Genomic DNA, 26,964 nt, shown 5'->3' on the forward strand with positions numbered 1-26,964 from the left:
GTCGGCCAGTCATTGGCTCATCAGCTGGAAGAGGCCCAGCATTCCGCCGCCCTTGGAGGAATCCGGCCAGAGGAAGGTGAGCAGCAGGCCGACGATCACCAGCACCGCCGCCGCGGACAGCTTAATGATCTTGATTCGCCGCGCGCGATCCTCGTCGGGGGGCTCCAGCGGCAGCGGCTCCACGTCGATCGGCGGACGCGGCGCGTCCGGGATCTCGGGTTCCTCCTCATCGAAGTCCGAGCCCTCGATGCGCACCAGCACGCTGGTCTCCGAGATCGACCCCTCATCGCTGTCGGTCGAAAGCAGCTGCACCGCCGCCGAAGCCGCACCGCAGGCGGCCGCCAGCTCCGGCGAGACGTCGACCTGCGGCGGCACCTTCAGCCGCTCGGCGACCAGCTGCTTGAGCAGCGGAACCCGCGCCGTGCCGCCGGCCAGCACCAGCGCGTCCAGGTCGTCCGGGGCCAGCGTCGCCGACTGCACCGCCTGCAGGACCAGCTCCGGCACCCGCTCGAGGTGCGGGCGGGCGAGCTGCTCGTAGCGCGATCGGGACAAAGCGAATTCGGTTCGCACACCGGGCAATTCCACCCGGATCTGCGCGCCGGACCGCTGCGACAGCGCCTCCTTCGCCCGGACGCATTCGGCGCGCAGGTGCGCCAGCGCGGCCCGCTGGTTCAGGTCGGCGAGGTCCAGCGCTTCCAGCTGATCGCCGAACTCCGCGCGCACCGCCGCGAAGATCTCGTCGTCCAGGTCCTGACCGCTGGGGTGATCGGCGGCCAGCGTGGAACCGACCACTTCGAAGCCGCGCTGCCTGCGGCGCAGCACCGTGGCGTCCATCCCGCTGCCGCCGATGTTGGCCACCGCGATCGGCTCGTGCTCGGGAACGCGCTGCTTGGCCGCGTAGTCCAGGGCCACCGCCAACGGCTCCGGCACCATCGTGACCTCGTTCAGCCCGAGCTGCGCCAAGGCCTGCTGCACCAGGCGGATCCGGTGCGGGCCCCAGGTGGCGCTGTGCGCGATCGCGATGTGCTCGGCCGGGTGCCCCTGCCTGCCCGCCACCACGTCGGCGACCCACTCGACCATGGCCGCCACCAGGCGCTGGGCCGGGACGAACTCGCTGCCGACCAGCAGCGGCAGGTCGTCGCCGAGGCGCGCGGTGAAGCCGCGCACCACCCACTCGTGGTGGGCGGTCTCCTGCCGCTGGGCGGCCTCTCCCGCCACGAACGAACCGTCCTGCACCTTGCACAGCACGGTCGGCACCACCGGCCCGGCGGCCAGCGGAACCGGCGTCGCCGCCGCCCACCTGCTGCCGTCGCGGCGGGCGATGGCGGCCGTGGTGGCCGTCGCACCCAGGTGAACGCCCAGGACGTAAGGCATGCAATCCCTTCGTGTCACGGGTCGGCCACCATCGGGCGATACCGGTGGCGGCGCAGGGTGGACACAATTTAGCGCGCGCTCGGTTACTCAGAGGTATGAGATGCCCCATGCAAGCCCCTAACGGGCCACCTAGTGAATCCCCTAATAGAGATTTGAGTAACTAGGAGTCGTACCCGATGGCTAGGGGCGCTTCACCCCATAGCGTGATCGACACAGGGGTGAGGACCGCGCGACCTCACTCGGAAACCCCAGCCGAGAACCGCTGAGCACATCGGGAGGCCCAACGATGATGAACCCTCAGCACGCGACCGGTCGGGCCGAGTCCTCCACTCCAGACCCCGGGACGCATTCCGCCGGCCTTCCGGAAGAGCCGACGCTGTACGAGTTCCTCACGCGCCTCGTCAGCGACCCGGCCGCCCGGTCGGCCTTCGACACCGATCCGCAAGCCACGCTGGATCAGGCCGGACTCGGGGGAATGAGCGCGACGGACGTACTGCACGCATCGTCGCTCGTCCTCGACTACGCGCCGGTCGAGGTGGTGACGGAATACGGGCGCTCACTCCAGAGCAGCGTCGAGAAGTTCGCTGCGAGCTCCCAGGCCGTCGCGTTCAACCAACTGCATCCCGCACATCCACTAGATCAGGAAGAGCAGAGCATGCTGCAGAACACCCCCGCCCAGCCCGAAGACTTCGGCAAGGACAACGACGTCGACGCCACCCTGCCGGCTCCGGCCCCGGCCCCGTCGAACAACACCGACGTGGACGTCGACATCGAGCAGAACGACTCGCACAACCTGATCAGCATCCACCACGTGCTGAGCGACAACAGCGTCGGCAACGACAACATCATCGGCTCCGTGGTGGGCAACACCGTCGGCCAGGTCGGCGACAGCCTGGACCTCGGCGACGTCACCAACACCGTCGGCAACGCGGTCACCGAGGTCAACTCGACCGCCACCCACGTCTTCGACACCAGCGTCGACCTGACCGCCGGTGCGGGCTCCCTGGTCTACGGCGACGTGACCAACGTGGTCGGCAGCACCATCAGCGGCGACACCCTGAACATCGTCGGCGACCTCAACGTCGGCAACGTGCTGGGCAACGTCACCAACGGCGACGTGACCGAGATCGTCTCCAACGCCCCGGTCGTCGGCGACGTCGTCACCAACGTCGGTGACACCGTCACCAACGCCCCGCTCGTGGGCGACGTCGTGGGCAACGTCGCCGGTGGCGACATCTCCAGCGTGACCGGCGTCGTCGGTGACGTGACCAGCGTTGCGGGCGACCTGCCGGTCGTCGGCGACGTGGCCGGTGTGGCCGGCGGCGTCGTGGGCGAGGTCCCGGTCGTGGGCGACGCGCTGGGCGGCGTCACCGGTGGCGACGTCAGCGCCCTGCCGGTCGACGACGTGACCGCCGCGGTTCCGGCCGCCCCGGTCGAGGCCGTCACCGACACCGTCGGCAGCCTGCCGGTCGTCGGCGAGGTCGCCGACACCGCCACCTCGGCCCTGCCGCTGGACCTGGACGGCCTGCTCTGAACGCAGTGAGCGACTGAATGCCGGGATCCGCCGAGCGCGGATCCCGGCATTTCGCGCATTTCCGAGGAATTTCGACGACAGCGGGCGACCGAAACTGTGTGAGTTCAGCCGTTCGGGTTTATCTCTTCGCGATGTCAGGCCACAATCGACGCCGTGATCGAGACGGCGTTGGTGGAACTGATCGATCGCGCGACTGCGGAATGCGCCGAGCAGCAGCGCGCTGATCTGCACAACCGCCTGCGCCAAATCCGGACCAGGGTGCTCGACCCGACGCAGCTGGTGCTGGTCGTCGGCGAATCGAAGCAGGGCAAGAGCGCGCTGGTCAACGCGATAGTGAACGCCCCGGTCTGCGCTTCCGGCGACGACGTCACCACCGTCGTGCCGACCCTGGTGCGGTACGCCGATGAACCGACCGCGCTGCTCATCGAGCACGAGCCCCGGCAGGGCCCGGCCGCGCTGGACCGGATGCCGGTGCCCATCGAGCAGGTCCGCGAGCACCTGGACCGCGCCCTGGCGCTCGGCCGCCCGGTCACCAGGGGCGAAGTGGGCATTCCGCGCGCCGTGCTGCAGAACGGGCTCGCGCTGATGGACACCCCCGGCGTCGGCAGCGTGTCCTCCTCGCTGACCGCCACCACGCTGGCCGTGGTCGCCGAGGCCGATGCGCTGCTGATGGTCTCCGACGCCACCCAGGAACTGACCACCAACGAGCTCTCCTTCCTCAAGCAGGCCACCGCGCTGTGCCCGAACGTCGCGCTGGTGCTGCCCAAGATCGACCGCACGCCGCACTGGCGGAAAGTGCTGGAGACCAACCGCAAGCACCTGGAGAACGCCGGTATCGCGGCCAAGATCTTCCCGGTGTCGGCCAGCATCCGGATGCGCGCGATGCAGGCCAAGAACACCGCGCTGAACACCGAATCCGGTTTTCCGCCGCTGCTGGAATTCCTGCAGACCGAACTGGCGGGCAAGCACGAGCAATCCACCCGGCGGCTGGTCGCGCACAACGTTTCCGAAGCCCTCACCCAGGTCAACGACGCGCTGAAAGCCGAACTCGCCGCGCAGAACCCGCGCACCGCGGCGGAAACCCTGGTCGAGCTGGAAACCGCGCAGCGCCGCGCCGAAGACCTGCGCCGCGTCTCCAACCGCTGGCAGAAGGCGCTCAACGACGGCATCGCCGAGCTCTACGCCGACATCGAGTTCGACTTCCGCGAGCGCGCCTGGGCGATCCTGCACGAGGTCAACGAGATCTTCGAGGTCGCGGACCCGCTCAAGGTCTGGGACGAGTTCCGCGAGTGGCTCGCCGACCGGCTCACCGACGCGATCGTCGACACCTTCGAGTGGATGGAGGCCCGGCAGGACCAGCTCGCCGAGCTGGTCGCCGCGGAGATGCGCGCCGACCACAGCGTGGACATCCCGGAGCTGGACCGCATCCGCCCGCCCGCCCCGCTGGAGGAGGTGCCGGAGCCGAAGCTGCCGAGCCGCAGCGAGTACAAGCGGTTCGACCAGTTCCTCACCGGCCTGCGCGGCTCCTACGGCGGCGTGCTGATGTTCGGCATGATCACCTCCTTCGCGCTGGGCGGGCTGTTCAACGTGGTGTCGATCTCGGCGGGCGTGCTGCTGGGCATCAAGAGCCTCGACGAGGAGAAGGACGCGCGGCTGCGGCGCCGCCAGACCGAGGTGAAGAGCGCCGTGCAGCGCCACGTGGAGCAGGTCATCTTCCACGTGAACCGGGAGGCCAAGACCGCCATCCGCACCGTGCACCGCGGCCTGCACGCGCACTACATGCAGATCACCGAGGACGCGCAGATGGAGATCAGCCGGGCCATCCAGGAGATCAAGCGCTCCGCCGAGCGCAGCGCGGTGGACCGCGACCAGCGGGCCCGGGAGATCCGGCAGAAGATGGAAGACCTCACCTCGCTGCGCCGCCGCGTCGCCGTGCTCACCCAGAACCGGATCACCGCGGCATGACCGGCGAAGCCCTGCTGGACCGCGCCCGCGCGCTGCTGATCCGCACGATGACGTTCTACCGCGACGACCCGCGCACCTCGACCTGGCTGCGCGGCCGGCTGGAACGGCTCGAACAGCCGCTGCGCATCGCGGTCAGCGGCCGGGTCAAGGCGGGCAAGTCGACGCTGATCAACGCGCTGGTCGGGGCCGAGCTCGCACCTACCGACGCCGAGGAGCGCACCCAGGTCACCACGTTCTACCAGTACGGGCCCGAACCGAAGATCATGGTGCACACGCCGCAGGGCACGGTGCAGAACGTTCCGGTGTCCACATTGGACGCGGGCACCATCCGCGACCTGCAGCACTGGCGCCCGGACGAGGTGTCGCGGCTGGTCATCGAATCGCCCACGCCCGGGCTGCAGGCCATCACGCTGATCGAGACGCCGGGCGTGGCCTCGGCGGCGGTGCAGGAGACCGGGCGCTCGGCGCTGGCGCAGATCCTGTCCGAGGCCGACGCCGTGCTGTACCTGACGCGCTACCCGCGGCAGACCGATCTGCAGTTCCTCCAGTCGGTCAACGAGCTGCACACCGCCCGCAGCGTCCCGATCAGCACGATCGTCGCGTTCTCCCGCGCCGACGAGACCGGCAGCGGCGGACCGGACGGGCTGCAGGCCGCCGAGCGGATCGCCGAGAAGTTCCGCAACGACCCGACGCTGCGCTCCTTCGCCCAGCACCTGATCCCGGTGGTCGGACTGCTCGGGCAGGCGGTGACCACCATGACCGACGAGGACTTCAACGCGCTGGCCAACCTGGCCCGGCTGTCCCAGAACGACCTGGAAGCGCTGCTGCTGTCGGCCGACCGGTTCGTCAACAGCAAGATCGAATCGATCCCCGGCCCCGTTCGGCAGCGGCTCTTCGAGCGGTTCGGGCAGTTCGGGCTGGGCCGCGCGCTGACGCTCCTGCGCAGCGGAGTCACGGAACCGAAGAAGCTGCGCACGGCGCTGCTCGACGAGAGCGGCCTCAACTCGCTGCACGAGACCGTGCACCAGCAGTTCGTGGAACGCCAGGACGCGCTGCGGGCTCGATCCGCCCTGTTGGCGGTGGACATGGTGCTGCGCGCCAACCCGCGCCCTGGTGTGCAGCAGCTGCAGGGCGAGTTCGAGCGCATGCTGGCCAACGCGCACGAGTGGGACGAGCTGCGGCTGCTGTCGGCGCTGGATTCCGGCCAGGTGCGTTTCACGCGGCCGCTCCAGGCCGAGGCGAAGCGGCTGCTCGGCGCATTCGGGAGCAGCCCGCAGGAGCGGCTGGGCAGCGATGACGGAGCGCTGGCGGAGGCGGCGGCGGCCGCACTCGCCCGCTGGCGCCAGCAGTCGGTGAACCCGCTGCACGACCGGGTCCACCGCGACGCGGTGCGGACCGTTCTGCGCAGCTGCGAGCGCCTGGTGGTCCACCAGGCGAACGCGCCGCAGCGGCCCGCCCAGCCGCACCCTTCGCAGCAACAGCCCGTTCAGCAACCTGCGCAGCAGCAGACCGGGCAGCACCAGCAACCTGCGCAGCAACAGCGAGGGCGACGTTCCTCCGAGGGCCAGCACCGCTCGGGGCATCACCAGGTGGTGCAGCCCCAGCAGGTGCAGCAGCCTCGCCGTCGGCGCGCGGCGCACCAGGCCCCGCCGCAGCAGCAGGCTCAGCACCCGCAAGATCCGCCCGGTGCGCACTCCCGCCCCTAGGAATTCCCCTTCCGGACATGGGATTTGGAGAGATCCGGTGCACATCGTCCAGCGCGCGTACGACCACCCCGACGTGACCGCGCTCGTGGAGCGGCTGCAGGCCGAGTACACGCGGATCTACGGCGGCCCCGACGAATCCCCCGCCGACGCCGGTCAGTTCAGCCCGCCGAACGGAGGCTTCTGCGTCGGTTACGAAGGCGGAACCGCGGTGGCGATGGGCGGTTGGCGCCGACGGGACGGCGGACGTGCCGAGCTCAAGCGCATGTACGTGCCCGACGAGCACCGGGGCAACGGCCACTCCCGCGCGATCCTCACCTGGTTGGAGAACGCGGCCGCGGCGGACGGAGCTGTGGAGATGGTGCTGGAGACCAACCAGCGACATCCGGCGGCACTCGCCCTGTACCGCTCGGCCGGGTACGCCGAGGTCGAGCCGTTCGGCTACTACGCGGACGACCCGCTCACGGTCTACCTCGGCGTCCCGCTGCCCCGACGGGCCTGATCCCCGCTAGCCGTCGTCGAAAGCGACGAGCACCTCGGAGAAGTCACCTTCGCGAAGCGCCTGCCTCGGGATGAGGAAGTGCAGCGAACCGCCTTCCGGGAACTCCCACCCGCCGATGTTGCTGGAGAGCCGGAGGAGGTGCGCGTACTCGCCCCGGCGATCCGGGAGCGGATCGCCCGGCTGCACCGACAGCGGCCAGCCGAAGGCCTGGTCGACACCGCCTGCCGGGTACTCGTCACCCAGGTGCTCCCCGGTGAACAGGTCGATCACCTGCTCCTCCGGGTCGCAGATGCTCGTGAGGTCAGGGCCCGGATCGAGCCCGAAGCCCTCGATGAGATCTTCCAGCGATGCGCCCCACCACACATCGGGAAGGGCCAGCCTCGGTTCGGCGTGCAGCGGGACGCTTGCGAACGAAGCGCCCGGCGGCTCCACCTCGACGGCGCGCTCCGGGTCCGCGGGAACGACCTCACAGCAGTCGGAGTACTCGAGGCCGAAGAAGTTCAGCAGTCCCGGGCGAATGGGCAGCTCGTCCTGGAGCCACGGCGCGAGTTCGTCGGTGTCCAGCACCGCGAACAGCACGAGCGGGACGCCGTCCGCATCGTGCGGCCACGTCGTTCCCGGTTCCAGCAGGGCGGGACCGCCCATCCGGCTGCTTCCGGCCGGATGGGATTCGTCGGCCGGCCTGAGTTCGAACCCGGGCCTGGCCAGCGCGGCCAGCTGGGGTCCCAGGTGCTCACCGACGAACTCAACGCACGCCTCCCTGATGACGGCGGCTTGGTACTCGCGGTCCATCCGCACATCCCAGCACAGCGACGCGACAGGATCGGCGCTTTCCGGAAGAGCCGCTTCAGCGGAGGTGCGCCGCCGTCGGATCACTCGTGAACCCGTTTCCGCTCTCGTGCGGAGAACAGGATGTACGAGGACGGACGGCGAAGGGCATCCATGAGTTCACCAGCGCTCGACGGCGACGTCGAGGACGACGCTTCGATCATCGGGAGATCGAAGCGCGATCCCGACCACTTCGCCGCGATATTCGACCGGCACGCGCCGCTGATCCACCGGTACCTCGCCCGCCGCGTCGGCGGCGACATGGCCGATGACCTGGTGGCCGAGACGTTCCTGATCGCCTTCCGCAAGCGGCAGGGCTACGACCCGGGCAGGACGGACGCCAGGCCGTGGCTGTACGGGATCGCGACGAAGGTGGTCAGCCAGCACCGCCGCCAGGAAGAGCGCACCTACCGGTACCGCAACGCCATCACTCCGGTGCCGGACGAGCTCGGTCACGCGGACCGGGTCGCCGCGCAGGTCAGCGCGCAGGCCATGGGCCCGCTGCTCGGCACCGCGCTGGCGAAGCTGTCCCAGAAGGACCGCGACGTGCTGCTGCTCGTCGCCTGGGAAGACCTGTCGTACGAGGAAGTCGCGACCGCGCTGGGCATTCCGGTCGGCACCGTGCGGTCGCGCCTGAACCGGGCCCGGAAGAAGACCCGCGCCGTGCTCACCGCCGCGGGCAGCACCTCGAACCACCAGGAGGTCGTTCGCAATGGACGTTGACGAGATGAAGCTGATCAAGGAGTTCGGCGACTCCACTCCCCTTCCCGACCGGAGGCAGCTCCGGCCGGGGCGAAACCGGCTTATCGTCGCCGCGGCCGCCGAACGCGCCGGTTCAGCGCCCGCGAAGCGGAGCTGGGGGCGGCGCTGGGCCTGGCCGACCGGGATGACCGTCGGCCTCGCCGCAGCGATCTCCGGTGTTCTCGCGCTCACCCCGGCGGGCGAAGTCGGCGGCGGAGCCCCGGTCGCGAGCGCCGAGGCGGCCCAGGTGCTGCACAGCGCGGCCGACGCGGCGCTGAAGGCCCCCTTCACCCCGCCACGGCCGGACCAGTTCGTCTACACGCGGTCCGAGAACGTCTACGGCACTCACGAGTCCTGGAGTTCGGTCGACGGGACGCACGACGGCCGCTACGCGCAGTACGGGGAGGAGCCAGGAACGCATCCCGGCTGCCGGGACGGCAAAGCCGCTGTTTACAAGGGCCCGGAACCCGTCCCGGGCGAGTTCGAGGCCTGCACTCCGGATCCCAGCTACATCCCGGACCTGCCCACCGATGCCGACGCGATGCTGGCCTACCTGAAGGAGCCGGGGCACACGCGCGATCCGAACAGCGCCTACCACATGGGCGAGGCTGTTCGGAACCTCATCTCCAGGCAGTACATGCGGCCGGAGTCGCGAGCGGCGCTCTTCGAAGCCGCCGCCGAGATCCCCGGCATCACGGTGGTCCGGGACGTGGCGGATCCGAGCGGCAGGCCTGGCATCGGGATCTCCTTCCCCAGCTCGGACGGCACCCCGCAGATGCTGATCTTCGACCGCGACAGCTACGCCTTCCTGGGCACGGAGTTCGAGGCGCGGATGGAGTACGCGATCGTGGACCAGGTCGGTCAGCTTCCCTGATCCGCCCCGCGGCGGTCGCACGCGGGGCGCCGAGAACCGGCTCGGCCCGGCTGGTTCTCAGCGGAATCGGCTCGATTCCGGAAGTCGCGATTGCCCGGGAGCTGGAGATCCCGGGCGATCGCGAACCACCGATCGTCCACTGTGGAGATGACTGCGCGGTTGCTGAGATCTGCGGGAAGAGCTGATGTCCTGGGAGCCGCCGGCTCCCAGGACATCAGCACGTGGTCGGGTTCCGCGATCGGCGGTCAGCCCCGGACCTTGGCGGCGATCTTGTCGCCGGTGTCCTTGTCGACGCTGCGCCAGTAGTCCAGCGCCCGCTCCAGGACCGGTTCGGACACGCCGTCGGAGAGGTGACCGGCCACGTTGTCCACGAACCGCGCCCGCTCGTCGTCGTTGAAGACGTTGCGGACCATCGCCCCGGGCTGACCGAAGTCGTCGTCCTCGGAGTGCAGCCGGTACGCCGAGCGGATCACCTCGTGCTCGATCCCGGCGGCCGAGTCGTCGATGCCGCAGGCCGGGTCGGCGCGCGGCCCGTCGTAGGAGTTCGGCACGTACACCGGGTCCTGGCCGATGCTGAACCGCATCGCGCCGTCCTTGGAGTAGCTGTTCACCGGCGCGATCGGCTGGTTGACCGGGAGGTCCATGTAGTTGGTGCCGATCCGGTAGCGGTGCGCGTCCGGGTAGGAGAACAGCCTGCCCTGCAGCATCTTGTCCGGGGACGCACCCACACCGGGCACCATGTTGGACGGCTCGAAGGCGGCCTGCTCGATCTGGGCGAAGTAGTTGTCGGGGTTGCGGTTCAGCACGAACCGCCCGACCTGGATCAACGGGTAGTCGCCGTGCGGCCACACCTTGGTCAGGTCGAACGGGTTGAAGCGGTAGTCGGCGGCGTCCTCGAACGGCATGACCTGGACGTGCAGCGTCCAGCTCGGGTGCTCGCCCGACTTGATCGCGGTCCACAGGTCGCGGATGTGGTGGTCGGCGTCCTCACCGGCCAGCCTGTCCGCCTCGGCCTGGGTCAGGAAGTCGTGGCCCTGGTCGGTCTTGAAGTGGTACTTCACCCAGAACTTCTCGCCCGCCCCGTTGATCCACGAGTAGGTGTGCGAGCCGTACATGTTCATGTTGCGCCAGGTGCGCGGGATGCCGCGGTCGCCCATCAGCCAGGTCACCTGGTGCGCCGACTCCGGGCACCGGCTCCAGAAGTCCCACTGCATGTCGTGGTCGCGCAGGTGGTTGTCGGCGCGGCGCTTCTGCGAGTGGATGAAGTCCGGGAACTTGATCGCGTCGCGGATGAAGAACACCGGGGTGTTGTTGCCGACGATGTCGTAGTTGCCCTCGCTGGTGTAGAACTTCATCGCGGTGCCGCGCGGATCGCGCCAGGTGTCCGGCGAGCCGAGCTCACCGGCGACCGAGGAGTAGCGCACCAGCGTGTCGGTCCTCGTTCCCGGCTGGAACACCGCGGCCCTGGTGAACTGGCTGACGTCCTCGGTGACCTCGAAGAAGCCGAACGCACCGCCGCCCTTGGCGTGCACCACGCGCTCGGGCACCCGCTCGCGGTTGAACTGCGCGTTCTTCTCGATCAGGTAGTGGTCCTGCAGCAGAACGGGGCCGTTCGGACCGGCGGTCAGCGAGTGGTCGTCGCTGGCCACCCGGATGCCTGCGTTGGTCGTCGTGGGTCGTGCCGAACTCACGATCGTCCTCCTCGTGGTGGTGGCTGAGGCCCTGCGGGCCTGGTATCGAGGACCGGCAGTCGGGGCAGCGCGCCACCACGCGGGAGGAGTCCGGAGACCGCCCCTACATCGGCAGGTCGCGCAGGGTTTCGTAGATCCGCTCGACCACCGCTCGGCGACGCGCCATCAAGCGCGCGGCCGCCGGGTCGGGAGTCGCCCTTCCTTCCGGCACGACCAGTTCGGCGGCGCGCTCCAGTGAAGCGAACTCGCCCAGAGCCCGCCACCCGAGCAGCACGGCACCGAGCCCGGAGCCGCCGCTGCCCTCCGCCAGGTCCAGGTCGATGTCGAGCGCCGCCGCGATGGCGTCCGCCCAGACCCGGCTCCGGAAGGCACCGCCGGTGGCCCGCACCGCGCGGACCTCAGCACCGGAGTCGCGCACCGCGTCGAGCACCAGCGCGAGCTGCTGCGCCACGCCCTCGATGACCGCACGGGTCATCTCGGCGCGGCCGTGCGAACGCCGCAGGCCCAGGAACGAGCCGGTCAGGCCCGGTTCCCACCACGGCGCCCGCTCGCCGAGCAGGTACGGCAGGGCGATCAGCCCCTCCGCGCCGGGCGGCACGGCCGCCGCTTCGTCGAGCAGCTCGGCCACGTCCACGCCGAACGCCTCGGAAGCCCACTGGGCGGCGACCCCGCCGTTGCTCACGGCACCGCCGATCACCCACAGCCCGTCGGCCAGCGCGTAGCTGAACGTCCGGCAGCGCTCGTCGACGCCGGGCTTGTCCCGGGTCACGCGGAGCGCCCCGCTGGTGCCCAGCGAGAGCGCGGCCACGCCCGGCTGCACCGCACCGACGCCGAGGTTGGCCAGCGGACCGTCGCCACCGCCGAGCACCACCGGTAAGCCCTCGGGCAGCCCGACGGCATGGGCCACCTGCGCCGTCAGCGGCATGGTCGTCGTCGGCGAGTGGATCTCCGGCAGCTGCTCGGCGCGGACGCCCGCGACCTCCAGCGCCGGTTCGTGCCACTGCAACGTCGACATGCTCTGCAGCCCGCTCCCGGAGCTCAGCGAGTACTCGGTGACGAGCTCCCCGACGAAGTCCGCGACCACGAAGTCTTTCAGCGCGCACCAGCGCACCACGTCACGGGTGAGGTCGGCCTGGCTCCCGGTCAGCCAGGCCAGCTTGACCATGACCGACTGGGTGTGGACCGGAGTACCGGTCGCGCGGTGCAGCGCCGAAGCCGCGTCGTGGTCGGACCGGATCCGCGCCGCGACGTCGGCCGCACGGGTGTCCGCCCAGTTGAAGGCCGGCGTGGCCGGGGCACCGGACGAGTCGAGCCCGACCAGCGTGTGCATGGCGGTGCTGAACGACAGCCCGGCCACCTCGTGCCCGTGCTCCTTCGCCCATGCCACGCACTCGGCCAACGCCTCGATGGCGGCGTCCCGCACCTGCACGGCGTCTTGCGTCGCCTCACCGGACTCGTCGGTCCGCAGCGGGTAACCGCGCTCGGTCTGGTGCAGCACCCGAGCGTCGGTGCCAGCCGCGACGACCTTCGTCGCCGTGGTGCCGAGATCGATGCCGAGGACAACCGGGGCAGAGCTCATGCCCACAACCTATCCGCCGAACGCAGCAACGGATTCGCTCAGGGCACGCCCACGCCCCTCCGATGCCCGGACAACGCCAGGTCGAGGCGCCTGCGCACAGGTGCGGTCGAAGCGAGCAGACCGCCACCCCGCCAGGAGATGCGGTAAACGTCACCCACCATCCGGTGGCCGCGCGGGTCGGGAGCAAGGCGTCGGCGAGAACATCTCGAACCTCGTTTCGTGCAGTGACGCGAGCGATCTTCTTGAAGCGCCGCGAATTCGGCCGTGGTCGTCAGGTGGTCGGGGCAGGTGTTGGTGTTCATGGGTCCACTGTGGCGAACGGGGCGCGACGGTCTCAAGGAGAATTAGCCATGAACACACGTTCGAATGAATCTTGAATCTGTTGCGGCGCAACGAAAAGGCGCCTCCCTCCCGAAGCCGGGAGGAAGGCGCCCTGTCGAGCCGGGGGCTTACTTCGCGAGGGTTTCGGCGATCTCGTAGGTGTTGAGCGCCGCGCCCTTGCGGAGGTTGTCACCGCAGACGAAGAAGTCCAGCGTGTTCGGGAAGTCCAGCGCCTGGCGGACGCGGCCCACGTAGGTCGGGTCCTCGCCGACCACGCCGGCCGGGGTCGGGAACACGCCGTTGTCGTGGTCGTCCTGCAGGACGATCGTCGGCTGCGCCTCGAACAACCGGTGCGCCTGCGCCACGGTCACCTCGCGCTCGAAGGTGGCGTGCACCGCCAGCGAGTGCGTGGTCACCACCGGCACCCGGACGCAGGTCGCGGAGACCTTCAGGTCCGGGATGCCCAGGATCTTGCGGGACTCGTTGCGGACCTTGAGCTCCTCGGAGGTCCAGCCGTCGTCCTTGCGCGAACCGGCCCACGGCACCACGTTCAGCGCCAGCGGGGCCTTGAACGGCGTCTCCGCGGGCAGCCCGGCCGCGGCCAGCGCCTCGGCGACGTCACCGGCGCGCTCCCCGACGCCCTTGCCCGCCACCGCGGCGATCTCCGCCTGCAGCCGGTCGATGCCTTCCTGACCAGCACCGGAAGCGGCCTGGTAGGAGGAGACGACCAGCTCGCGCAGGCCGAACTCGCGGTGCAGCGCGCCCAGCGCCGCCATCATCGACAGCGTGGTGCAGTTCGGGTTGGCGATGATGCCCTTGGGGCGCTCGTTCACCTGCTCCGCGTTGACCTCGGGCACCACCAGCGGCACCTCGGGGTCCATCCGGAACGCACCGGAGTTGTCCACCGCGATCGCGCCGCGCTCGGCCGCCACCGGGGCCCACTGCGCGGAGACCTCGTCCGGCACGTCGAACAGCGCGATGTCCACGCCGTCGAACGCCTCCGGCGCGAGCTCCACCACGGTGTGCTCCCGGCCGCGCACGGTGATCTTCTTGCCCGCCGACCGCGCGGAGGCGATCAACCGGATCTCGCCCCACGGCACGGAGTCGCGGTTGTTGATGATGTCGATCATCACGGTGCCGACCGCGCCGGTCGCACCCACGATTGCCAGCGTCGGCGCCATCAGCGACCACTCCCCGCGTACACGACGGCCTCTTCATCGCCACCGAGCTCGAACGCCTCGTGCAGCGCGCGCACGGCGTCGTCGAGCTGGGTGTCCTGGATCAGCACCGAGATCCGGATCTCCGAGGTGTTGATGATGTCGATGTTCACCCCGGCGTTGGACAGCGCCTCGCAGAACGTCGCGGTGACGCCCGGGTGCGACCGCATCCCGGCGCCGACCAGCGAGACCTTGCCGACCTCGTCGTCGTAGACGACCTTGTAGAAGCCGACCTCCTCCTGGATCTTCTCCAGCTCGGCGACCGCCACCGCACCGTTGCTGCGCGCCACGGTGAAGGTGATGTCGGTGAGACCGGAGTCGGTGCTGGAGACGTTCTGCAGCACCATGTCGATGTCGATCTCGGCGTCGGCGACCACGCGGAAGATGCGGCCCGCGACGCCGGGGTTGTCGGGCACACCGCGCACGGTGACCTTCGCCTCGGACCGGTCGTGCGAGACACCGGTGATCATGGCCTGTTCCACGGAAAGATCCTCCACTGAGCCGGACACGGTCGTACCGGGCTTGGGCGAGTAAGAAGAGCGGACGTGCAGCGGGACGCCGTAGCGGCGCGCGTACTCCACCGCGCGCAGGTGCAGCACCTTCGCGCCGGTGGCCGCCATCTCCAGCATCTCCTCGTAGGTGATGTGCTCGAGGTGCTTGGCGTTGGGCACGATGCGCGGGTCGGCGGTGTAGATGCCGTCGACGTCGGTGTAGATCTCGCACACGTCGGCGTTCATGGCCGCGGCCACCGCGACCGCGGTGGTGTCCGAGCCGCCCCGGCCGAGCGTCGTGATGTCCTTGGTGTCCTGCGCCACACCCTGGAAACCGGCGACCAGGACGACCTGGCCCTGGTCCAGCGCCTCCTGCACGCGTCCGGGCGTGACGTCGATGATCCGGGCGTTCTGATGCGCCGAGGTGGTGATCACCCCGGCCTGCGACCCGGAGAACGAGCGGGCTTCCGCACCGAGCGACTCGATGGCCATCGCGACCAGCGCGTTGGAGATCCTCTCCCCGGCGGTCAGCAGCATGTCGAGTTCGCGCTCCGGTGGAGCTGGGTTGACCTGTTTGGCGAGGTCGAGCAGCTCGTCAGTGGTGTCTCCCATCGCCGAGCACACGACCACGACGTCGTTGCCCGCCTTGCGGGTCTCGACGATGCGTTCGGCGACCCGTTTGATGCGATCGGCACTCTCAAGCGAGGATCCGCCGTACTTCTGGACGACGAGCGCCACGTGAAACAAACCTCCTCGACCGCTGCGGTCGCCCCGGGCACGGGTTGTCCCCGCACTGACACCGGTGGACGAAGAGCGCCAACGCGCCGCGGGCGCGCAGGTTGCCCCAGCGACCGAGCAGTCGGCAGCGTCGGCCGCTACCGGCCGAAACGGCCTTCTACCAGGTCGCTCCGCTGCCGGACTAGCCTACCGAACCGACACCGCCCGACCCCAGCCCCAGCGGCCGCCACTACCCTGTGAGACTCGATTGTCGACAAGCGCGGAGGACTGGGTTGCCCACCACTCCAGGTGCGATCGAGCCGCCCATGGGAAATCTCGGAAACAGCCCCGCTACCCAGCGGAAACAATCCCGAGGCACAGCGCTGGACCGGCTGTTGGACGGCTCGCCGCAACGGCGTCGGCTGATCGTCGCCGTCGCGCCGGCTGTGGTTTACCTCGCAATCCGTCTGGTCGGCCTGCTGGTGCTCGCCTGGCTGTCCGCGGCCAACGACGAAGCGATCCTGGACAACCTGCGCGCCTGGGACGGGCAGTGGTACCTGGAGATCGCCCAGAACGGCTACGGCGGCGTGGACCCGAGCATGGTCGACGGCTTCGGGAACCGGTATCCGGAGACGCCGCTGGCCTTCTTCCCCGGCTACCCGCTGCTGATCATGGCGTTCGCGCTGATCCCGGGCGTCAGCGCGACCGGCGGCGCGATCACCGCGAGCCTGGCCTGCGGGGTGGCCGCCGCCTACGGGCTGGCGCGGCTGGGCCGCCGGATCGGCGGTTCCGAGGGCGTCGGGCTGCTGCTGGTGGTGCTGTTCGCCGCGGCGCCGATGTCGGTGGTGCTGTCGATGGCCTACTCGGAGGCGCTGTTCTGCGCGCTGGCGATCTGGGCGCTGATCGGGGTCATCGAGCGGAACTGGCTGCTGGCCGGGCTGTGCTGCGCGGCCGCGGGCCTGGTCCGGCCGACCGCCGCGGCGCTGATCGGCGTGATCGGGCTCGCCGCGCTGGTCGCCGTCGTGCAGCGGAAGGACACCTGGCGCCCGTGGCTGGCGATGCTGCTCGCGCCCAGCGGGATGCTGCTCTACATCGGCTGGGTGGGCGTCCAGACCGGCAACCCGACCGGCTACTTCGCCCTCCAGCAGCGCGGCTGGTCGTCGCAGTTCGACGGCGGTGTCGCCACCGGTCAGTTCCTGCTGGAGTCGCTGACCACGGAGAAGTCGGTCTTCGAGACGTTCACGACGTGGGTCGTGCTGGCCGCGCTGGTGCTGATGGTGCTCTGCCTGCGGCAGCGGATGCCGTGGCCGCTGCTGGTGTTCGCCGCCGCGGTGCTGGTGCTGGACCTGGGCTCGGACGGCTTGATGTACTCGAAGGTGCGCCTGATGCTGCCGGCGTTCCCGCTGCTCATCCCGGTGGCGATCGGGTTGGCGCGGCGCCGGACGACCACGGCGGTGACGACCGCGGTGCTGCTGGTGTTCTTCGGCTCGTGGTTCGGCGCCTACTCGCTGACGGCCTGGCAGTACGCGATCTGAGCCTGCGGTGGACAGCGGCGGGCGCGGTCGACAGACTCGCTGGGCGACGACCTGGGAGGTGGCCCGTGACCGCTGAGGACTACACGGTCGAGGTTCCGGCGAGCAAGCCCGCGCAGACGTCCGTGCCGGTGCACCCGCTGCTGGCGGAGCGCTGGAGCCCGCGCGCGATGGATCCGTCGACGGAGTTGAGCGACGAGCAGTTCACCGCGCTGTTCGAGGCGGCCCGGTGGGCGCCGTCGTGGGGCAACACCCAGCCCGCGCGCTACATCGCGGCGCGGCGCGGCGAGTCCGCCTTCGACCGCATCCACGGCACGCTGTCGCGCGGCAACAAGGGCTGGACCAGCAACGCCGCCGCACTGGCGATCGGCGTGGCGCAGCTGATCGACGAGGACGGCGAGCCGCTGCCCTACGGCGAGTACGGCGTGGCGCTGGCGACGGAGAACCTCGTGCTGCAGGCCGTCGCCGAGGGCCTCCACGGGCACCAGATGGCCGGGTTCGACCGGGACGCGGTGCGCGCGGAGTTCGGCGTCCCGGCCGAGTTCGAGCCGGTCGTGGCCGTCGCGGTCGGCGGCCTGGGAACGTTGGCGGGCATGCCCGAGCGGCTGCAGGAGAAGGAGCTCCGCCCCCGCATCCGCAAGCCCCTGGCGGAGCTGGTCTTCACCGACTGGGGCCAGCCGCGGTTCTGAGCCCGCGAGCAGCGCCAGTGCTGCGCGTCAGCGCGGGGCTTGCGGCGTGATCAGGCCGGTTTCGTAGGCCGCGATCACGAGTTGCGCCCGGTCCCGGGCGTGCAGCTTGGCGAGCAGGCGACCGATGTGGGTCTTCACCGTCGGCATCGTCAGGTGCAGGCGTTCGGTCAGTTCGGCGTTGGACAAGCCGCGGGCCACCAGCGCGAGCACTTCCAGCTCCCGGCCGGTCAGCGAGCTCAGGGCGCGGTCCGGGATCGCGGGCGGCTTCGGGCTCCGGGCGAACTCCTCGATCAGCCGCCGGGTCACCGACGGCGCCAGCAGCCCGTCGCCCGCCGCCACCACCCGGATCGCGGCGAGCAGGTCGGCGGGCGGGGTGTCCTTGAGCAGGAACCCGCTGGCCCCGGCGCGCAGCGCGGCGTACACGTACTCGTCGAGGTCGAACGTGGTGAGGATCAGCACCCGCACGCCGGGCAGTTCGGGATCGCCGCAGATCCGCCGGGTCGCCTCGATGCCGTCGACATCGGGCATCCGGACGTCCATCAGCACCACGTCCGGCCGTTCCCGACGCGCGGCCGCGACGGCTTCGCCGCCGGTGGCGGCCTCCCCGACGGCCGACAGGTCGGCAGCGGTGTCCACGAGCAGCCGGAAGCTGCCGCGCACCAGGGCCTGGTCGTCCACGACCAGCACGCGGACGCTCACCCGCGTTCTCCCCTCTCGCAAGGCAGCCGGGCGGAGACGCCGAATCCGCCGCCGGGCAGCGGTCCGGCGGTGAACTCGCCGCCGTACATCATCACCCGCTCCCGCATCCCCACCAGCCCGTGCCCGCCACCGGACCGGGCCGGTCGCGTCCCGTCGTCCACGACCTGCACGCCGACGGATTCCTCGCCGGCATCGACGCGAACGGCGCAGTTCGCCGGAGCGGCGTGCTTGACGACGTTGGTGAGCGATTCCTGCACGATCCGGTAGACCGCCAGCGCAACGCCGGGCGGCGGATTCCCGGTCCCGGTGATCTCCAGGTCGACGGCCACTCCGGCGTCGATCGTGCGATCGACGAGCCCGCGCAGCGCCGCGAGGTCCGGAACCGGTTGGCGGGGCAGCGGTTCGGCGGGCGCGGAGCGGAGCACGCCGAGCATGCCGCGCATCTCCAGCAGCGCGCTGCGACTGGTGCTCTCGATGCTGCGCAGCGCTTCCCGGGCCTCGGCGGGCCGCTGCTCGGCGATGTGGTTGGCGACGCCCGCCTGCACCGCGATGAGGCTCAGGTTGTGCGAGACGATGTCGTGCAGTTCCCGAGCGATCCGCAGCCGTTCCTCGGCTCGGATGCGCTGCGTCTCGCGTTCGGCGGCGGCGTCGCGCTGCCGGAAGTGCGCACCGGCGGCCCAGGCGCCACCGGACAGCAGCCAGAAGAGGCCGACCAGACCGGCTGAATCGGCGATGCTGCCGGAAGGCGTGAGGAACGCCTCTCCCACGACGAGTCCGATCGCGCCCGCGAGCAGCGCGATGAGCGCTGCGGGCAACGCGCGCCGCGGCGGCTCGTACCGTCCCACGGCGTGCAGAGCGAGGGCCGTGGCGATGTAGGGCTCGCGGGTGATGTCGAGCAACGTCGCCGACGCGGAAGCCACCACCACGACCGCGAGCACCGGCAACGGCCGTCTTCGGCGGGCGGCTACCGGCAGGCCGACCGCCGCCGCGACCACCCAGCCGAGCCATGCCGGGCCGCCGAAGACCGGCAGCCCGTCGGTGGCCTCCAGCATCGCGAACGAGACGTATGCGGCGGTGATCGCCACGCCCGCAGCGGCATCGACTAGGACGAGGCGATCGGCGAGCACATCGCGACACTAATCGCGCCGCCGACGGTGGTCATCGGACCGAGGCAGGCGCGTTCCCGCGACAGGTCATACCCGGGTACGACGTGGGAGTCCGTACCTCGGCCCGATGCCCGGGCGGGCCCGGCGGCCGAGAGTTCACGGCATGACGCACACTCGCTTCCCCGGCGGGCTCGCACTGGTTCTCGGCCCGCTGTTCATGCTGGCCGGAGCTCTGCTTCGAGCCGGGCACGACTTCTTCTTCCCGGACCAGCTCGCGGCCTTCGCCGCCGAACCGGTGCTGATCCAGTTCGCCTACGGCGCGTTCCTGATCGGCGACGTGGTGCTGTGGCCGGGTGTCGTGCTGCTGGCGGTGCGGATCGGCGAAACCCGTCCCGGCTGGGCGCTGTGGGGCGGGATGCTGACCGTTTTCGGGCTTTTCGCCCGCGCGTTCCACGCCGGCGTCGACCACCTGGCCTTCCAGCTGGTGGACCTGCGGGGCGTGGCTTCCGCGACGAGCCTGGTGAGCGACGCCTACGGCGCCTACCACGTGATGAGCGCGCTGAACCCGGCGATCATGGCCGGGTGGGTGGTGCTGGCGTTCGGCGCGTGGCGGGCCGGGGTGCTCGGGCCGTTCCGGGCGGTGGCGCTGGGTCTGATGGCAGCGCTGCCGATCGGTGTCCTCAAGGGAACCACCGCGATGTCGGTGGTCGCGCTGGCCGGGCTCGCGGTGGCCCTGGTGTCGCTGGGACACCAGGAGCTGCGCGCCGCGCCCCGCCCGCCGGCCCGGCGAATCGCCCTCACCGCAGCGGCGATCGCCGCGATGGCATTCGTCGGAACGCTCGGCTGATGCCGAACCGCTCGTGAGCGTTTTGGGGCGCTATGACGCCCCAAAACGCTCACGGTCTCTGATGACCCGAGCGCTAGTGGTCGCGCAGGCGGCGCAGGGCGAGCAGGCCGCCGATACCGGGGATGAGTGCGAGCCAGCGGGCCGCGGGCGGCGCCGGGACCAGGAACGTGGCCGCGATGACGACCAGGTAGGCCATCCCGTGCAGCGGGCCGACCAGCGACGACACCCCGTCGATGTGCACCGTGAACAGGTTGATCAGCAGCAGCGCCAGGGATGCGGCCTCGGCCGCGGCGGAGATCCGGAGGGTGCGCACTCAGGCTCCCGTGGTCGAGCCGGGGCGGACGATCATGAGGACCACGACGATCGCCCAGAGCACGTTGAAGACACCGGTGATCATGGCCAGCCGGCCCACCGCGCCGAGCATCTCGCGCGGCTCGTCGAGCAGCCGGCGCTGGGCGGGCAGGATCACCAGGGCGAGGATCGCGGCGGCGACGGCGGTGAGCGCGATCGACACCAGCAGCCAGGCGTCGGTCAGCACGCCGAGCTGGGCGCCGGTGGCGACGCCGAACACCGGGACGGCGATCCCGAACACCGCGTAGCCGCGGCAGATCCGGTGCAGCACCGCGGCGATCGCGGCGGAACGCTCCTGGTCGTCGACGGCTTGGCGGGCGAAGCGGGGGAACATCGAGGCGGCGACGGCGATCGGCCCGACCGCCAGGATCGCCGCGATCACGTGCATCGACAGCAGCAGCTTGGTCACGCTGGCCCCTCTCGGCTCTATATGTTGCCTGCCAACATATACGCAGCCGATGGTCGATGTGTAGGCTCTCGACTTATGAGGGCTGATGCGGTGCGAGGGCACCTGGACGGGCTGCTGCTCGCGGTGCTCGAATCCGGCCCGCTGCACGGCTACGCGATCATCACCGCTGTGCAGCGCCGCAGCGGCGGTGCGCTGGCGCTGCGCACGGGCACGATCTACCCGGCGCTGAACCGGCTGGAGCGCCTCGGGTTCCTGCGCAGCACCTGGCAGTCCATCGGCGAGCGACGACGGCGCTGCTACGAGCTCACCGACTCCGGTCGCCGCGGTCTGGACACCGAGCGCAGCGCGTGGGACGAGTTCACCAGCGCGATCGGTTCGGTGCTCAACCCCGGGCGCGCCATATGAGCGATCCCGTCGAGCACTACGTCGCAGACCTCGCAGCAACGCTTCGCGGACCGGCCCGGGCCAAGGCCCGGATGGTCGACGAGATCCGCGACGGCCTCGCCGAGACCATCGCCGCCCACTCCGACCACGGCCTGCCGCACGAGCAGGCCGTCGAGCGCGCGCTGCGCGAGTTCGGCACCGTCGAGGAGCTCGTGCCCAGCTGCCAGCAGGAACTGACCATCGCGCAGACCCGGCTCACCGCGGCCAAGCTCGTCATCGTGGTCGGATTCCTGATCGCCTGCGGCCACGTGGTCTGGACGGTCGGCGGCTGGCAGCTCCCGGCAGCGGCGCAGATCATGATCGGCATCGCGGCGACGGCGGCCACGCTCGCCGCGGCGGCCTTCGCCGCGACCGGGTTCCTCACCCGCTGGGTTCCGGCGCCGGAAGGCCTGCCGACCCTGGTGGGCTGGGCGAGCAGCACGGCCAGCGTCGCGATGCCGTTCGCGGCGCTCGCGCTGGCCACGACCTCACCGCTGGACAGCACGTGGCCGTCGATCGCGCTCACGGCGGTGGTCGCGGTCGGATCGCACGTGGTGCTGGCGGCATCGGCCCGCACCTGCCGCGAATGCGCCCGGCTCCCGGTCGAAGAACCCAGCTGATCGATCACGGCGGACTGCGGATCGGGTTTCGCGCGAATCGCCACAGCTCACCCACCTGACCGGGTGCGACCGGCGATGGCTCAGAGCGCAGCGCTGGTCGCGGCCTTGGTGCAGCGGCGGGCCAGGCGGGCGAAGGCTTCTTTGAGCTCTGGTGGGCCGATCACCTCGATGTCCGCGTCGAATCTGGTGATGGTGGCCGCCAGGCCTGGCCAGGACCAGGAACCCAGGACGAGGCGGCAGCGGTTCGGGCCGAGCTCCTCCACCACCCCGTCCCTGGTGAAGCGGGAGACCGCGGCCGCCGGGAGGTCGAGGATCACTTCGCCGCGACAGGGCCAGGTTCCGGTGCCGTCGGCTCCTTTGAAGCGGTTGATGACGAATGCCGCGACGTCTCCGCCGGGCACTTCTCGCGGCGTGAAGCGGGGGCCGGTCGGGATGCGCGGGGTGATCCGGTCCGCGCGGAAGGTGCGCCAGTCGTCGCGTTCGAGGTCCCAGGCGACGAGGTACCAGCGCCTGGCCCAGGTGACGAGGTGGTGGGGTTCCACCCGGCGCGGCTCTCCCGAGGCGTAGTCGAAGCGCAGGATCTCGCGGGCGCGGACGGCGGCTCCGAGCGCGAGCAGGACGTTGCTGTCGACCTGCGGGATCGAGCTGGGAACGGCCGTCACCTGGAGCGCGTCGATGCGGGTGCGAAGGCGCGCGGGCATGACCTGCCGGACGGTGTTCAGCGCGCGCACGGCGGCTTCGTCGATGCCGGCTCCGCTGGTGGTGGCGATCTGGAGCGCGATGGCCAGCGCCACGGCCTGCTCGTCGTCGAACAGCAGCGGCGGCAGCTCGGCGCCGGGTTCGAGCCGGTACCCGCCGTCGGGGCCCTTGGCGGCCGCGATGGGGTAGCCGAGTTCGCGCAGCCGGTCGACATCGCGGCGCACGGTGCGCTGGCTGACCTCCAGCCGCTCGGCCAGCACCGCGCCCGGCCAGTCCCGGCGGGCTTGGAGCAGCGAGAGCAACGCGAGCAGTCGCGCCGATGTCTTCGGCATGTCTTCCATACTGCCCGTAGAAGAGGACACACCCTGTCCTCTTCGCCTGAAATGGTCGTGCCATGAACAACCTCGACGCCGAGCGCACCGCGCTGGTCACCATGCTCACCACCGTCCGATCCACCCTGACCGACACCGTTCGCGGGCTCAGCGATGACCAGCTCGGCGAGCGGCCGACGGTCAGCGAGCTGTGCCTGGGCGGTGTCATCAAGCACGTCGCAGCCGTGGAGGAGATGTGGCTGCGCTTCGCCGTCGAAGGCCCGTCCGCGATGAGCTACGCGCTGCCCGACGGTGTGACCTGGGCGGACATCGCCGCCGGCACCGCGCGCGAGTTCCCGCAGTGGATGATCGACCACCAGAACAACTTCAAGATGCTGCCCGGCGACACGCTGGCCTCGATCGTCGAGCGCTACGAGAAGGTCGCCGCTCGCAGCGAGGAGATCATCGCCGACATCGACTTGTCGACGTCGCACCCGCTGCCGGAAGCGCCGTGGCACGAGCCCGGTGCGGCGTGGAGCGTGCGCCAGGTGCTGTTGCACGTCATCGTCGAAACCGCCCAGCACGCCGGGCACGCCGACATCCTGCGCGAGACGATCGACGGCCGCAAGGCGTTCTGAACGGGAGAAACCGCTCCATGACAGTCCTCGACGCCCGCGCGCTCAACCGCGCGACGCTCGCCCGGCAGCTGCTGCTCGACCACTCCGATGCGACGGCGATCGACGCGGTTTCGCACTTGTGCGGCCTGCAAGCGCAGGAACCGCAGGAGCCGTTCGTCGGACTCTGGTCGCGGCTGCGCGCGTTCGACCCGGCACAGCTCTCGGAGCTGCTGGTCGAGCGGCGCGTGGTGCGGCTGCACCTGATGCGGCGCACCGTTCACCTCGTCACCGCCGACGACGCCGTGGCCTGGCGGGCCCGCCACGATGCCATGCTGCGCCAACGGGTTCTCGGCGTTTACCGCGACGATCTGGCCGGGATCGACCTGGCGGAACTCACCGCCGCGGGCCTCGAGGTCATGGCCGACGGCGAGCCGCGTTCGATGCCGGAGATCGCGCGCGAACTCGCCGACCGCTGGCCGGATGCGGGAACGCGGGCGTTGGGCGAGATGCTGTTCGCCGCCCTCATCCCGGTGGTGCAGCTGCCACCGCGAGGGCTGTGGCGGCAGAAGGGCGGAGTCCGCAACGCGCTGCTGTCTTCCTGGCTGGGCCGCGAAATCGACCCGCCGTCCGCGAACGGTGCCGACCCGGTCGGTGAGGAGCTGGTGCGGCGCTACCTCGCGGCGTTCGGGCCCGCGACCTCCACCGACCTGCGCACTTGGTGCGGCTTGGCCGGACTGCCGCGCGCGGTGGCCGCGATCCGGGAGGAGCTCGTCTCCTTCCGCGACGAGCGGGGCCGAGAACTGCTGGATCTCCCCGACGCCCCGCGCCCCGATCCTGGCACTCCCGCGCCGGTGCGGTTCCTGCCCGCGTTCGACAACGCGATCCTCGGCTACCACGACCGGAGCCGGATCATCGACGACGAGCACCGCGGCCTGTCGGTCGCCGGTGAACGCGTCGTCCTGGTCGACGGCAGGGTCGCCGCGACCTGGACCGTCGACGACGGGACAGTGCAGGTCAGCCCGCTGCGCGCGCTTTCCCGGACCGATCGCACCGAAGTCGTCGACCAAGGCCGGGAACTCGCGGCCTTCCTCTCCGACGGCGAGAGCGACCGCGTCACCATCGCGGCGTAAGGGCGATCAGTCCAGGAAAGCTTGGGTCCGTTGCGGGGTGGCCGGTCGGTGCACGGGGAGGGGAGGTGCACCGACCGGCCGGGGCGGGCCGATGCCATCGGTCGGGGGCAATCGGCATCGGCCCGGGCTTCAGAGGCCTTGGAGGAGCTGGTGGATCCGGCGTTGGACCTCGATCGATGGGCCTGGTTCCGGGCTTGGTGGAGCTGGTTCGCGGAGGCGGTGGCGGCCGGTTCGCTCGCGTTGTCGCCGCTCGGCTTCGGCTTCTTCGATGAGTTGCCACACCGTCAGCGCGCCTTCACCGCCACCGGCGTGCTGCGGGCGGTAGGTGCACCAGGTCAAGGTGATCAGGATCAGGGCTGTCGTGGAGACGGCAGCGAGATACGGGAGGGCGCTGAGCATTCTGTTCCTTCCGAGAGGGCTTTTTCCTTCAGCAGCACGGCGAGTTCGTCCAGCGCGTCGGCGGTGTCGGTGAGTTCTCCGGCGTCGAACCGGCCGCCGACGATGCGGTAGGCCAGGTCGTCGAGCAGCCACTGCGCCCGCCGGAGCAGCACGGCAAGCGCGACCGCTTCTGCGCTCATGGCAAGGCTTTTCGAGTGGTGGCGGACCTCGGAGCGGGTGCCGAGCCGGTGATCCGGTGCGCCTCGGCGTTGCATGCGCTGCAGGTGGACCACAGCCACCCGAACTCGGAGTTGTCCGCCAGCAACTCCTTCCCGCACAACGTGGTCACCTCCATCCCGGTCGGATAACCACCGCCAGGCCGGGAATCCGGACTCGCGTGCCGCTCACCTTCCCCAGGAACCCAGTGGAACGGATGCATCGATGCCGCCTCTCTGGCTCGAAGCCGAACTTCCTCGGTGTCTGTAGCCAGAGTGCCCGTCTAGTAGACACCTGATCAATTACACGATCAGGCGAAGTGCCTGGTAAGCCGAGCTGCCTACGATGTGTCTCGTGCCTGTAGACACCAATGGCGTGACACCACGCGCTCGCGCGCTTGCCGCTGCAATCCGCTCTGTACGGGAGCAATCCGGCATCAGCGGACGCGAGTTGAGCAGACGACTTGGCCTGAGCCATGGAACGGTGTCGCACTGGGAAACCGGGCGTCGGGTCCCAACGCCGGAAGACGTGGCCTCACTGCTGACCGCTGCCGGAGTCACCGGCAAGGAGAAGCAGCGATTGATCGAGCTAGCGCGGCACGCCAGTGAACCGAACTGGCTTACCGTTGGCATGCCAGGGATTCCGCACCAGCTCGCTGGCGCTGTGGAGTGCGAGCGGTCAGCGTCATCGATCGTTGAGTGGGCACCGTTGGGACTTCCTGGGCTACTGCAAACGCCCGACTATGCAAGGACTATTTCTGTAGCTGCAGGGATTTCACCGCAGGACGTTGAACAACGCGTGACTCTGCGCATAGCGCGCCGAGAAGTAATCACACGCAGAGATCCTGTCACGTTCACCGCACTGATCGGCGAAGACGCTCTTCGCGATCAGATCGGATCTCCTGAAACCATGACCGAGCAGCTCAACTACCTGCTTGAACTTGGCGCCCGCGACAACATCACCCTGTACGTGGTGCCACCCAGGATCGGTTGGCATCCTGGACTTAGCGGGCCCTTCGTTCTCTACGAGTTTCCAGACGCTCCGTCGGTGGTCCACTTCGAGCATTACAGCTCCGGAGCGTTCGTCCCTGACATTGATGACGTACAGGCGTACAGAGAAGCTGTGGATAGCATCCGCAAGGTTTCTCTAAGCCCAGCTGCAACAGCAAAGCGCATCATGAAGATCATCGACGAGACGGAGCACACACGATGAACTCCTTTTCCTGGCGAAAGTCCAGCTACAGCCAGCCGAACGGCAACTGCGTTGAGGTTGGGTCGTTATCCGGTGGGGCTGCTGTTCGGGATACCAAGGACCGGGACGGCGGGTACTTCGTGACCACGCCCGCGCAGTGGTCGTCGTTCGTCTCCGCCATCAAGCACGGGCGCTTCGAGCGCTGACGT

General features: G+C 70.0%; 28 protein-coding genes. 15 read left to right on the forward strand and 13 right to left on the reverse strand.

Annotated features, from left to right (window positions below; all coding sequences use genetic code 11):
• Positions 1-9 precede the first annotated feature (9 nt).
• Positions 10-1,374 (reverse strand): Hsp70 family protein, encoded by a 1,365-nt coding sequence (locus tag C4T78_RS20880; protein WP_093356095.1) that lies wholly within the window; start codon positions 1,372-1,374, stop codon positions 10-12.
• Between the two features lie 286 nt (positions 1,375-1,660).
• Between C4T78_RS20880 and C4T78_RS20885 the strand changes: the two genes are divergently transcribed.
• From C4T78_RS20885 to C4T78_RS20900, 4 genes are all read left to right on the forward strand, one after another.
• Positions 1,661-2,908, forward strand: a complete 1,248-nt coding sequence (locus C4T78_RS20885) for an IniB N-terminal domain-containing protein (protein WP_093356098.1) — start codon at positions 1,661-1,663, stop codon at positions 2,906-2,908.
• Positions 2,909-3,061: 153 nt separating this feature from the next.
• Complete coding sequence (locus C4T78_RS20890) at positions 3,062-4,873, forward strand: dynamin family protein (RefSeq protein WP_093356100.1); 1,812 nt, start codon at positions 3,062-3,064, stop codon at positions 4,871-4,873.
• The gene (locus C4T78_RS20895; RefSeq protein WP_093356103.1) at positions 4,870-6,579 is read left to right on the forward strand and encodes a dynamin family protein; all 1,710 of its coding nucleotides are present in this window, start codon (positions 4,870-4,872) and stop codon (positions 6,577-6,579) included. The genes C4T78_RS20890 and C4T78_RS20895 overlap by 4 nt, the downstream gene beginning before the upstream one ends.
• Positions 6,580-6,616: 37 nt before the next feature.
• Positions 6,617-7,078: a GNAT family N-acetyltransferase gene (locus C4T78_RS20900; protein ID WP_093356105.1), complete on the forward strand. Its 462-nt coding sequence runs from the start codon at positions 6,617-6,619 to the stop codon at positions 7,076-7,078.
• 6 nt (positions 7,079-7,084) lie between these two features.
• Here the strand turns inward: C4T78_RS20900 and C4T78_RS20905 are convergent, their stop codons facing one another.
• On the reverse strand, positions 7,085-7,870 hold the full coding sequence (locus tag C4T78_RS20905; RefSeq protein WP_093356107.1) for a DUF1963 domain-containing protein: 786 nt from the start codon (positions 7,868-7,870) through the stop codon (positions 7,085-7,087).
• Between the two features lie 150 nt (positions 7,871-8,020).
• Here C4T78_RS20905 and C4T78_RS20910 point away from each other — a divergent pair, with 150 nt between their 5' ends.
• Both C4T78_RS20910 and C4T78_RS20915 read left to right on the forward strand, forming a co-directional pair.
• On the forward strand, positions 8,021-8,629 hold the full coding sequence (locus C4T78_RS20910; protein WP_093356110.1) for an RNA polymerase sigma factor: 609 nt from the start codon (positions 8,021-8,023) through the stop codon (positions 8,627-8,629).
• Entirely contained in the window at positions 8,619-9,521 is a 903-nt protein-coding gene (locus tag C4T78_RS20915; protein ID WP_093356112.1) for a CU044_5270 family protein, read from the forward strand. Before C4T78_RS20910 ends, C4T78_RS20915 begins: the two co-directional genes overlap by 11 nt.
• A 245-nt stretch (positions 9,522-9,766) precedes the next feature.
• On the opposite strand, the gene C4T78_RS20920 is transcribed toward C4T78_RS20915, so the two are convergent.
• The 4 genes from C4T78_RS20920 to C4T78_RS20935 all read right to left on the reverse strand — a co-directional run bounded on the left by C4T78_RS20920 (position 9,767) and on the right by C4T78_RS20935 (position 15,558).
• Positions 9,767-11,212 carry a catalase gene (locus C4T78_RS20920; RefSeq protein WP_093356115.1) on the reverse strand — a complete coding sequence of 482 codons (1,446 nt, stop codon included), beginning with the start codon at positions 11,210-11,212 and terminating at the stop codon, positions 9,767-9,769.
• A 103-nt stretch (positions 11,213-11,315) separates the two neighbouring features.
• Positions 11,316-12,791, reverse strand: coding sequence for a gluconokinase (locus C4T78_RS20925; protein ID WP_093356117.1), 1,476 nt, complete (start codon positions 12,789-12,791; stop codon positions 11,316-11,318).
• A 449-nt stretch (positions 12,792-13,240) separates the two neighbouring features.
• Positions 13,241-14,293, reverse strand: a complete 1,053-nt coding sequence (locus C4T78_RS20930; RefSeq protein ID WP_093356119.1) for an aspartate-semialdehyde dehydrogenase — start codon at positions 14,291-14,293, stop codon at positions 13,241-13,243.
• Positions 14,293-15,558 (reverse strand): aspartate kinase, encoded by a 1,266-nt coding sequence (locus tag C4T78_RS20935; protein ID WP_093158057.1) that lies wholly within the window; start codon positions 15,556-15,558, stop codon positions 14,293-14,295. The genes C4T78_RS20930 and C4T78_RS20935 overlap by 1 nt, the downstream gene beginning before the upstream one ends.
• Before the next feature lie 425 nt (positions 15,559-15,983).
• On the opposite strand from C4T78_RS20935, the gene C4T78_RS20940 reads away from it, so the two are divergent.
• Both C4T78_RS20940 and C4T78_RS20945 read left to right on the forward strand, forming a co-directional pair.
• Complete coding sequence (locus C4T78_RS20940) at positions 15,984-17,072, forward strand: putative hexosyltransferase (protein WP_235863707.1); 1,089 nt, start codon at positions 15,984-15,986, stop codon at positions 17,070-17,072.
• Between the two features lie 65 nt (positions 17,073-17,137).
• Positions 17,138-17,758 carry a nitroreductase family protein gene (locus C4T78_RS20945; protein WP_093356124.1) on the forward strand — a complete coding sequence of 207 codons (621 nt, stop codon included), beginning with the start codon at positions 17,138-17,140 and terminating at the stop codon, positions 17,756-17,758.
• 27 nt (positions 17,759-17,785) lie between these two features.
• Here C4T78_RS20945 and C4T78_RS36795 read toward each other — a convergent pair whose 3' ends face one another.
• Positions 17,786-18,457: a response regulator transcription factor gene (locus C4T78_RS36795; protein ID WP_218161662.1), complete on the reverse strand. Its 672-nt coding sequence runs from the start codon at positions 18,455-18,457 to the stop codon at positions 17,786-17,788.
• Positions 18,454-19,584, reverse strand: coding sequence for a sensor histidine kinase (locus C4T78_RS36800; RefSeq protein WP_235863708.1), 1,131 nt, complete (start codon positions 19,582-19,584; stop codon positions 18,454-18,456). Before C4T78_RS36800 ends, C4T78_RS36795 begins: the two co-directional genes overlap by 4 nt.
• A gap of 142 nt (positions 19,585-19,726) precedes the next feature.
• On the opposite strand from C4T78_RS36800, the gene C4T78_RS20955 reads away from it, so the two are divergent.
• Positions 19,727-20,410, forward strand: coding sequence for a hypothetical protein (locus tag C4T78_RS20955; protein WP_218161663.1), 684 nt, complete (start codon positions 19,727-19,729; stop codon positions 20,408-20,410).
• Positions 20,411-20,483: 73 nt separating this feature from the next.
• Here the strand turns inward: C4T78_RS20955 and C4T78_RS20960 are convergent, their stop codons facing one another.
• Together C4T78_RS20960 and C4T78_RS20965 are read right to left on the reverse strand one after the other, a co-directional pair.
• Positions 20,484-20,723: a DUF3817 domain-containing protein gene (locus C4T78_RS20960; protein WP_093356129.1), complete on the reverse strand. Its 240-nt coding sequence runs from the start codon at positions 20,721-20,723 to the stop codon at positions 20,484-20,486.
• Positions 20,724-21,170, reverse strand: coding sequence for a hypothetical protein (locus C4T78_RS20965; protein WP_093356130.1), 447 nt, complete (start codon positions 21,168-21,170; stop codon positions 20,724-20,726).
• 75 nt (positions 21,171-21,245) lie between these two features.
• On the opposite strand from C4T78_RS20965, the gene C4T78_RS20970 reads away from it, so the two are divergent.
• A complete protein-coding gene (locus tag C4T78_RS20970; RefSeq protein WP_093158067.1) occupies positions 21,246-21,575 on the forward strand; it encodes a helix-turn-helix transcriptional regulator in 330 nt (109 codons plus the stop codon).
• The gene (locus C4T78_RS20975) at positions 21,572-22,213 is read left to right on the forward strand and encodes a permease prefix domain 1-containing protein (RefSeq protein WP_093356133.1); all 642 of its coding nucleotides are present in this window, start codon (positions 21,572-21,574) and stop codon (positions 22,211-22,213) included. The genes C4T78_RS20970 and C4T78_RS20975 overlap by 4 nt, the downstream gene beginning before the upstream one ends.
• Positions 22,214-22,293: 80 nt before the next feature.
• Here C4T78_RS20975 and C4T78_RS20980 read toward each other — a convergent pair whose 3' ends face one another.
• On the reverse strand, positions 22,294-23,244 hold the full coding sequence (locus C4T78_RS20980; protein WP_093356320.1) for a helix-turn-helix transcriptional regulator: 951 nt from the start codon (positions 23,242-23,244) through the stop codon (positions 22,294-22,296).
• A 62-nt stretch (positions 23,245-23,306) separates the two neighbouring features.
• Between C4T78_RS20980 and C4T78_RS20985 the strand changes: the two genes are divergently transcribed.
• Together C4T78_RS20985 and C4T78_RS20990 are read left to right on the forward strand one after the other, a co-directional pair.
• Positions 23,307-23,861 carry a DinB family protein gene (locus C4T78_RS20985; protein ID WP_093356136.1) on the forward strand — a complete coding sequence of 185 codons (555 nt, stop codon included), beginning with the start codon at positions 23,307-23,309 and terminating at the stop codon, positions 23,859-23,861.
• Positions 23,862-23,878: 17 nt separating this feature from the next.
• Positions 23,879-24,970 carry a winged helix DNA-binding domain-containing protein gene (locus tag C4T78_RS20990; protein WP_093356139.1) on the forward strand — a complete coding sequence of 364 codons (1,092 nt, stop codon included), beginning with the start codon at positions 23,879-23,881 and terminating at the stop codon, positions 24,968-24,970.
• Positions 24,971-25,320: 350 nt separating this feature from the next.
• Here C4T78_RS20990 and C4T78_RS21000 read toward each other — a convergent pair whose 3' ends face one another.
• Both C4T78_RS21000 and C4T78_RS36120 read right to left on the reverse strand, forming a co-directional pair.
• A complete protein-coding gene (locus tag C4T78_RS21000; protein ID WP_177247701.1) occupies positions 25,321-25,641 on the reverse strand; it encodes a hypothetical protein in 321 nt (106 codons plus the stop codon).
• The gene (locus C4T78_RS36120) at positions 25,545-25,787 is read right to left on the reverse strand and encodes an HC3 family zinc finger protein (protein ID WP_107916097.1); all 243 of its coding nucleotides are present in this window, start codon (positions 25,785-25,787) and stop codon (positions 25,545-25,547) included. The genes C4T78_RS21000 and C4T78_RS36120 overlap by 97 nt, the downstream gene beginning before the upstream one ends.
• Positions 25,788-25,918: 131 nt before the next feature.
• On the opposite strand from C4T78_RS36120, the gene C4T78_RS21005 reads away from it, so the two are divergent.
• Together C4T78_RS21005 and C4T78_RS21010 are read left to right on the forward strand one after the other, a co-directional pair.
• Positions 25,919-26,776, forward strand: a complete 858-nt coding sequence (locus tag C4T78_RS21005) for a helix-turn-helix domain-containing protein (RefSeq protein WP_093356143.1) — start codon at positions 25,919-25,921, stop codon at positions 26,774-26,776.
• Complete coding sequence (locus C4T78_RS21010) at positions 26,773-26,961, forward strand: DUF397 domain-containing protein (protein ID WP_093158078.1); 189 nt, start codon at positions 26,773-26,775, stop codon at positions 26,959-26,961. The genes C4T78_RS21005 and C4T78_RS21010 overlap by 4 nt, the downstream gene beginning before the upstream one ends.
• Positions 26,962-26,964 lie beyond the last annotated feature (3 nt).

The organism is Saccharopolyspora kobensis (genome assembly GCF_900108315.1).
Taxonomy (GTDB): domain Bacteria; phylum Actinomycetota; class Actinomycetes; order Mycobacteriales; family Pseudonocardiaceae; genus Saccharopolyspora; species Saccharopolyspora kobensis.

Bases quoted from the DNA above. Each gene is read 5' to 3' on its own strand.
- C4T78_RS20880 (WP_093356095.1), bottom strand. From the start codon at position 1,374: ATGCCTTACGTCCTGGGCGTTCACCTGGGTGCGACGGCCACCACGGCC.
- C4T78_RS20885 (WP_093356098.1), top strand. From the start codon at position 1,661: ATGATGAACCCTCAGCACGCGACCGGTCGGGCCGAGTCCTCCACTCCA.
- C4T78_RS20895 (WP_093356103.1), top strand. From the start codon at position 4,870: ATGACCGGCGAAGCCCTGCTGGACCGCGCCCGCGCGCTGCTGATCCGC.
- C4T78_RS20905 (WP_093356107.1), bottom strand. From the start codon at position 7,870: ATGGACCGCGAGTACCAAGCCGCCGTCATCAGGGAGGCGTGCGTTGAG.
- C4T78_RS20910 (WP_093356110.1), top strand. From the start codon at position 8,021: ATGAGTTCACCAGCGCTCGACGGCGACGTCGAGGACGACGCTTCGATC.
- C4T78_RS20915 (WP_093356112.1), top strand. From the start codon at position 8,619: ATGGACGTTGACGAGATGAAGCTGATCAAGGAGTTCGGCGACTCCACT.
- C4T78_RS20925 (WP_093356117.1), bottom strand. From the start codon at position 12,791: ATGAGCTCTGCCCCGGTTGTCCTCGGCATCGATCTCGGCACCACGGCG.
- C4T78_RS20930 (WP_093356119.1), bottom strand. From the start codon at position 14,293: ATGGCGCCGACGCTGGCAATCGTGGGTGCGACCGGCGCGGTCGGCACC.
- C4T78_RS20955 (WP_218161663.1), top strand. From the start codon at position 19,727: ATGACGCACACTCGCTTCCCCGGCGGGCTCGCACTGGTTCTCGGCCCG.
- C4T78_RS20970 (WP_093158067.1), top strand. From the start codon at position 21,246: ATGAGGGCTGATGCGGTGCGAGGGCACCTGGACGGGCTGCTGCTCGCG.
- C4T78_RS20975 (WP_093356133.1), top strand. From the start codon at position 21,572: ATGAGCGATCCCGTCGAGCACTACGTCGCAGACCTCGCAGCAACGCTT.
- C4T78_RS20980 (WP_093356320.1), bottom strand. From the start codon at position 23,244: ATGCCGAAGACATCGGCGCGACTGCTCGCGTTGCTCTCGCTGCTCCAA.
- C4T78_RS20985 (WP_093356136.1), top strand. From the start codon at position 23,307: ATGAACAACCTCGACGCCGAGCGCACCGCGCTGGTCACCATGCTCACC.
- C4T78_RS20990 (WP_093356139.1), top strand. From the start codon at position 23,879: ATGACAGTCCTCGACGCCCGCGCGCTCAACCGCGCGACGCTCGCCCGG.
- C4T78_RS36120 (WP_107916097.1), bottom strand. From the start codon at position 25,787: ATGCATCCGTTCCACTGGGTTCCTGGGGAAGGTGAGCGGCACGCGAGT.
- C4T78_RS21010 (WP_093158078.1), top strand. From the start codon at position 26,773: ATGAACTCCTTTTCCTGGCGAAAGTCCAGCTACAGCCAGCCGAACGGC.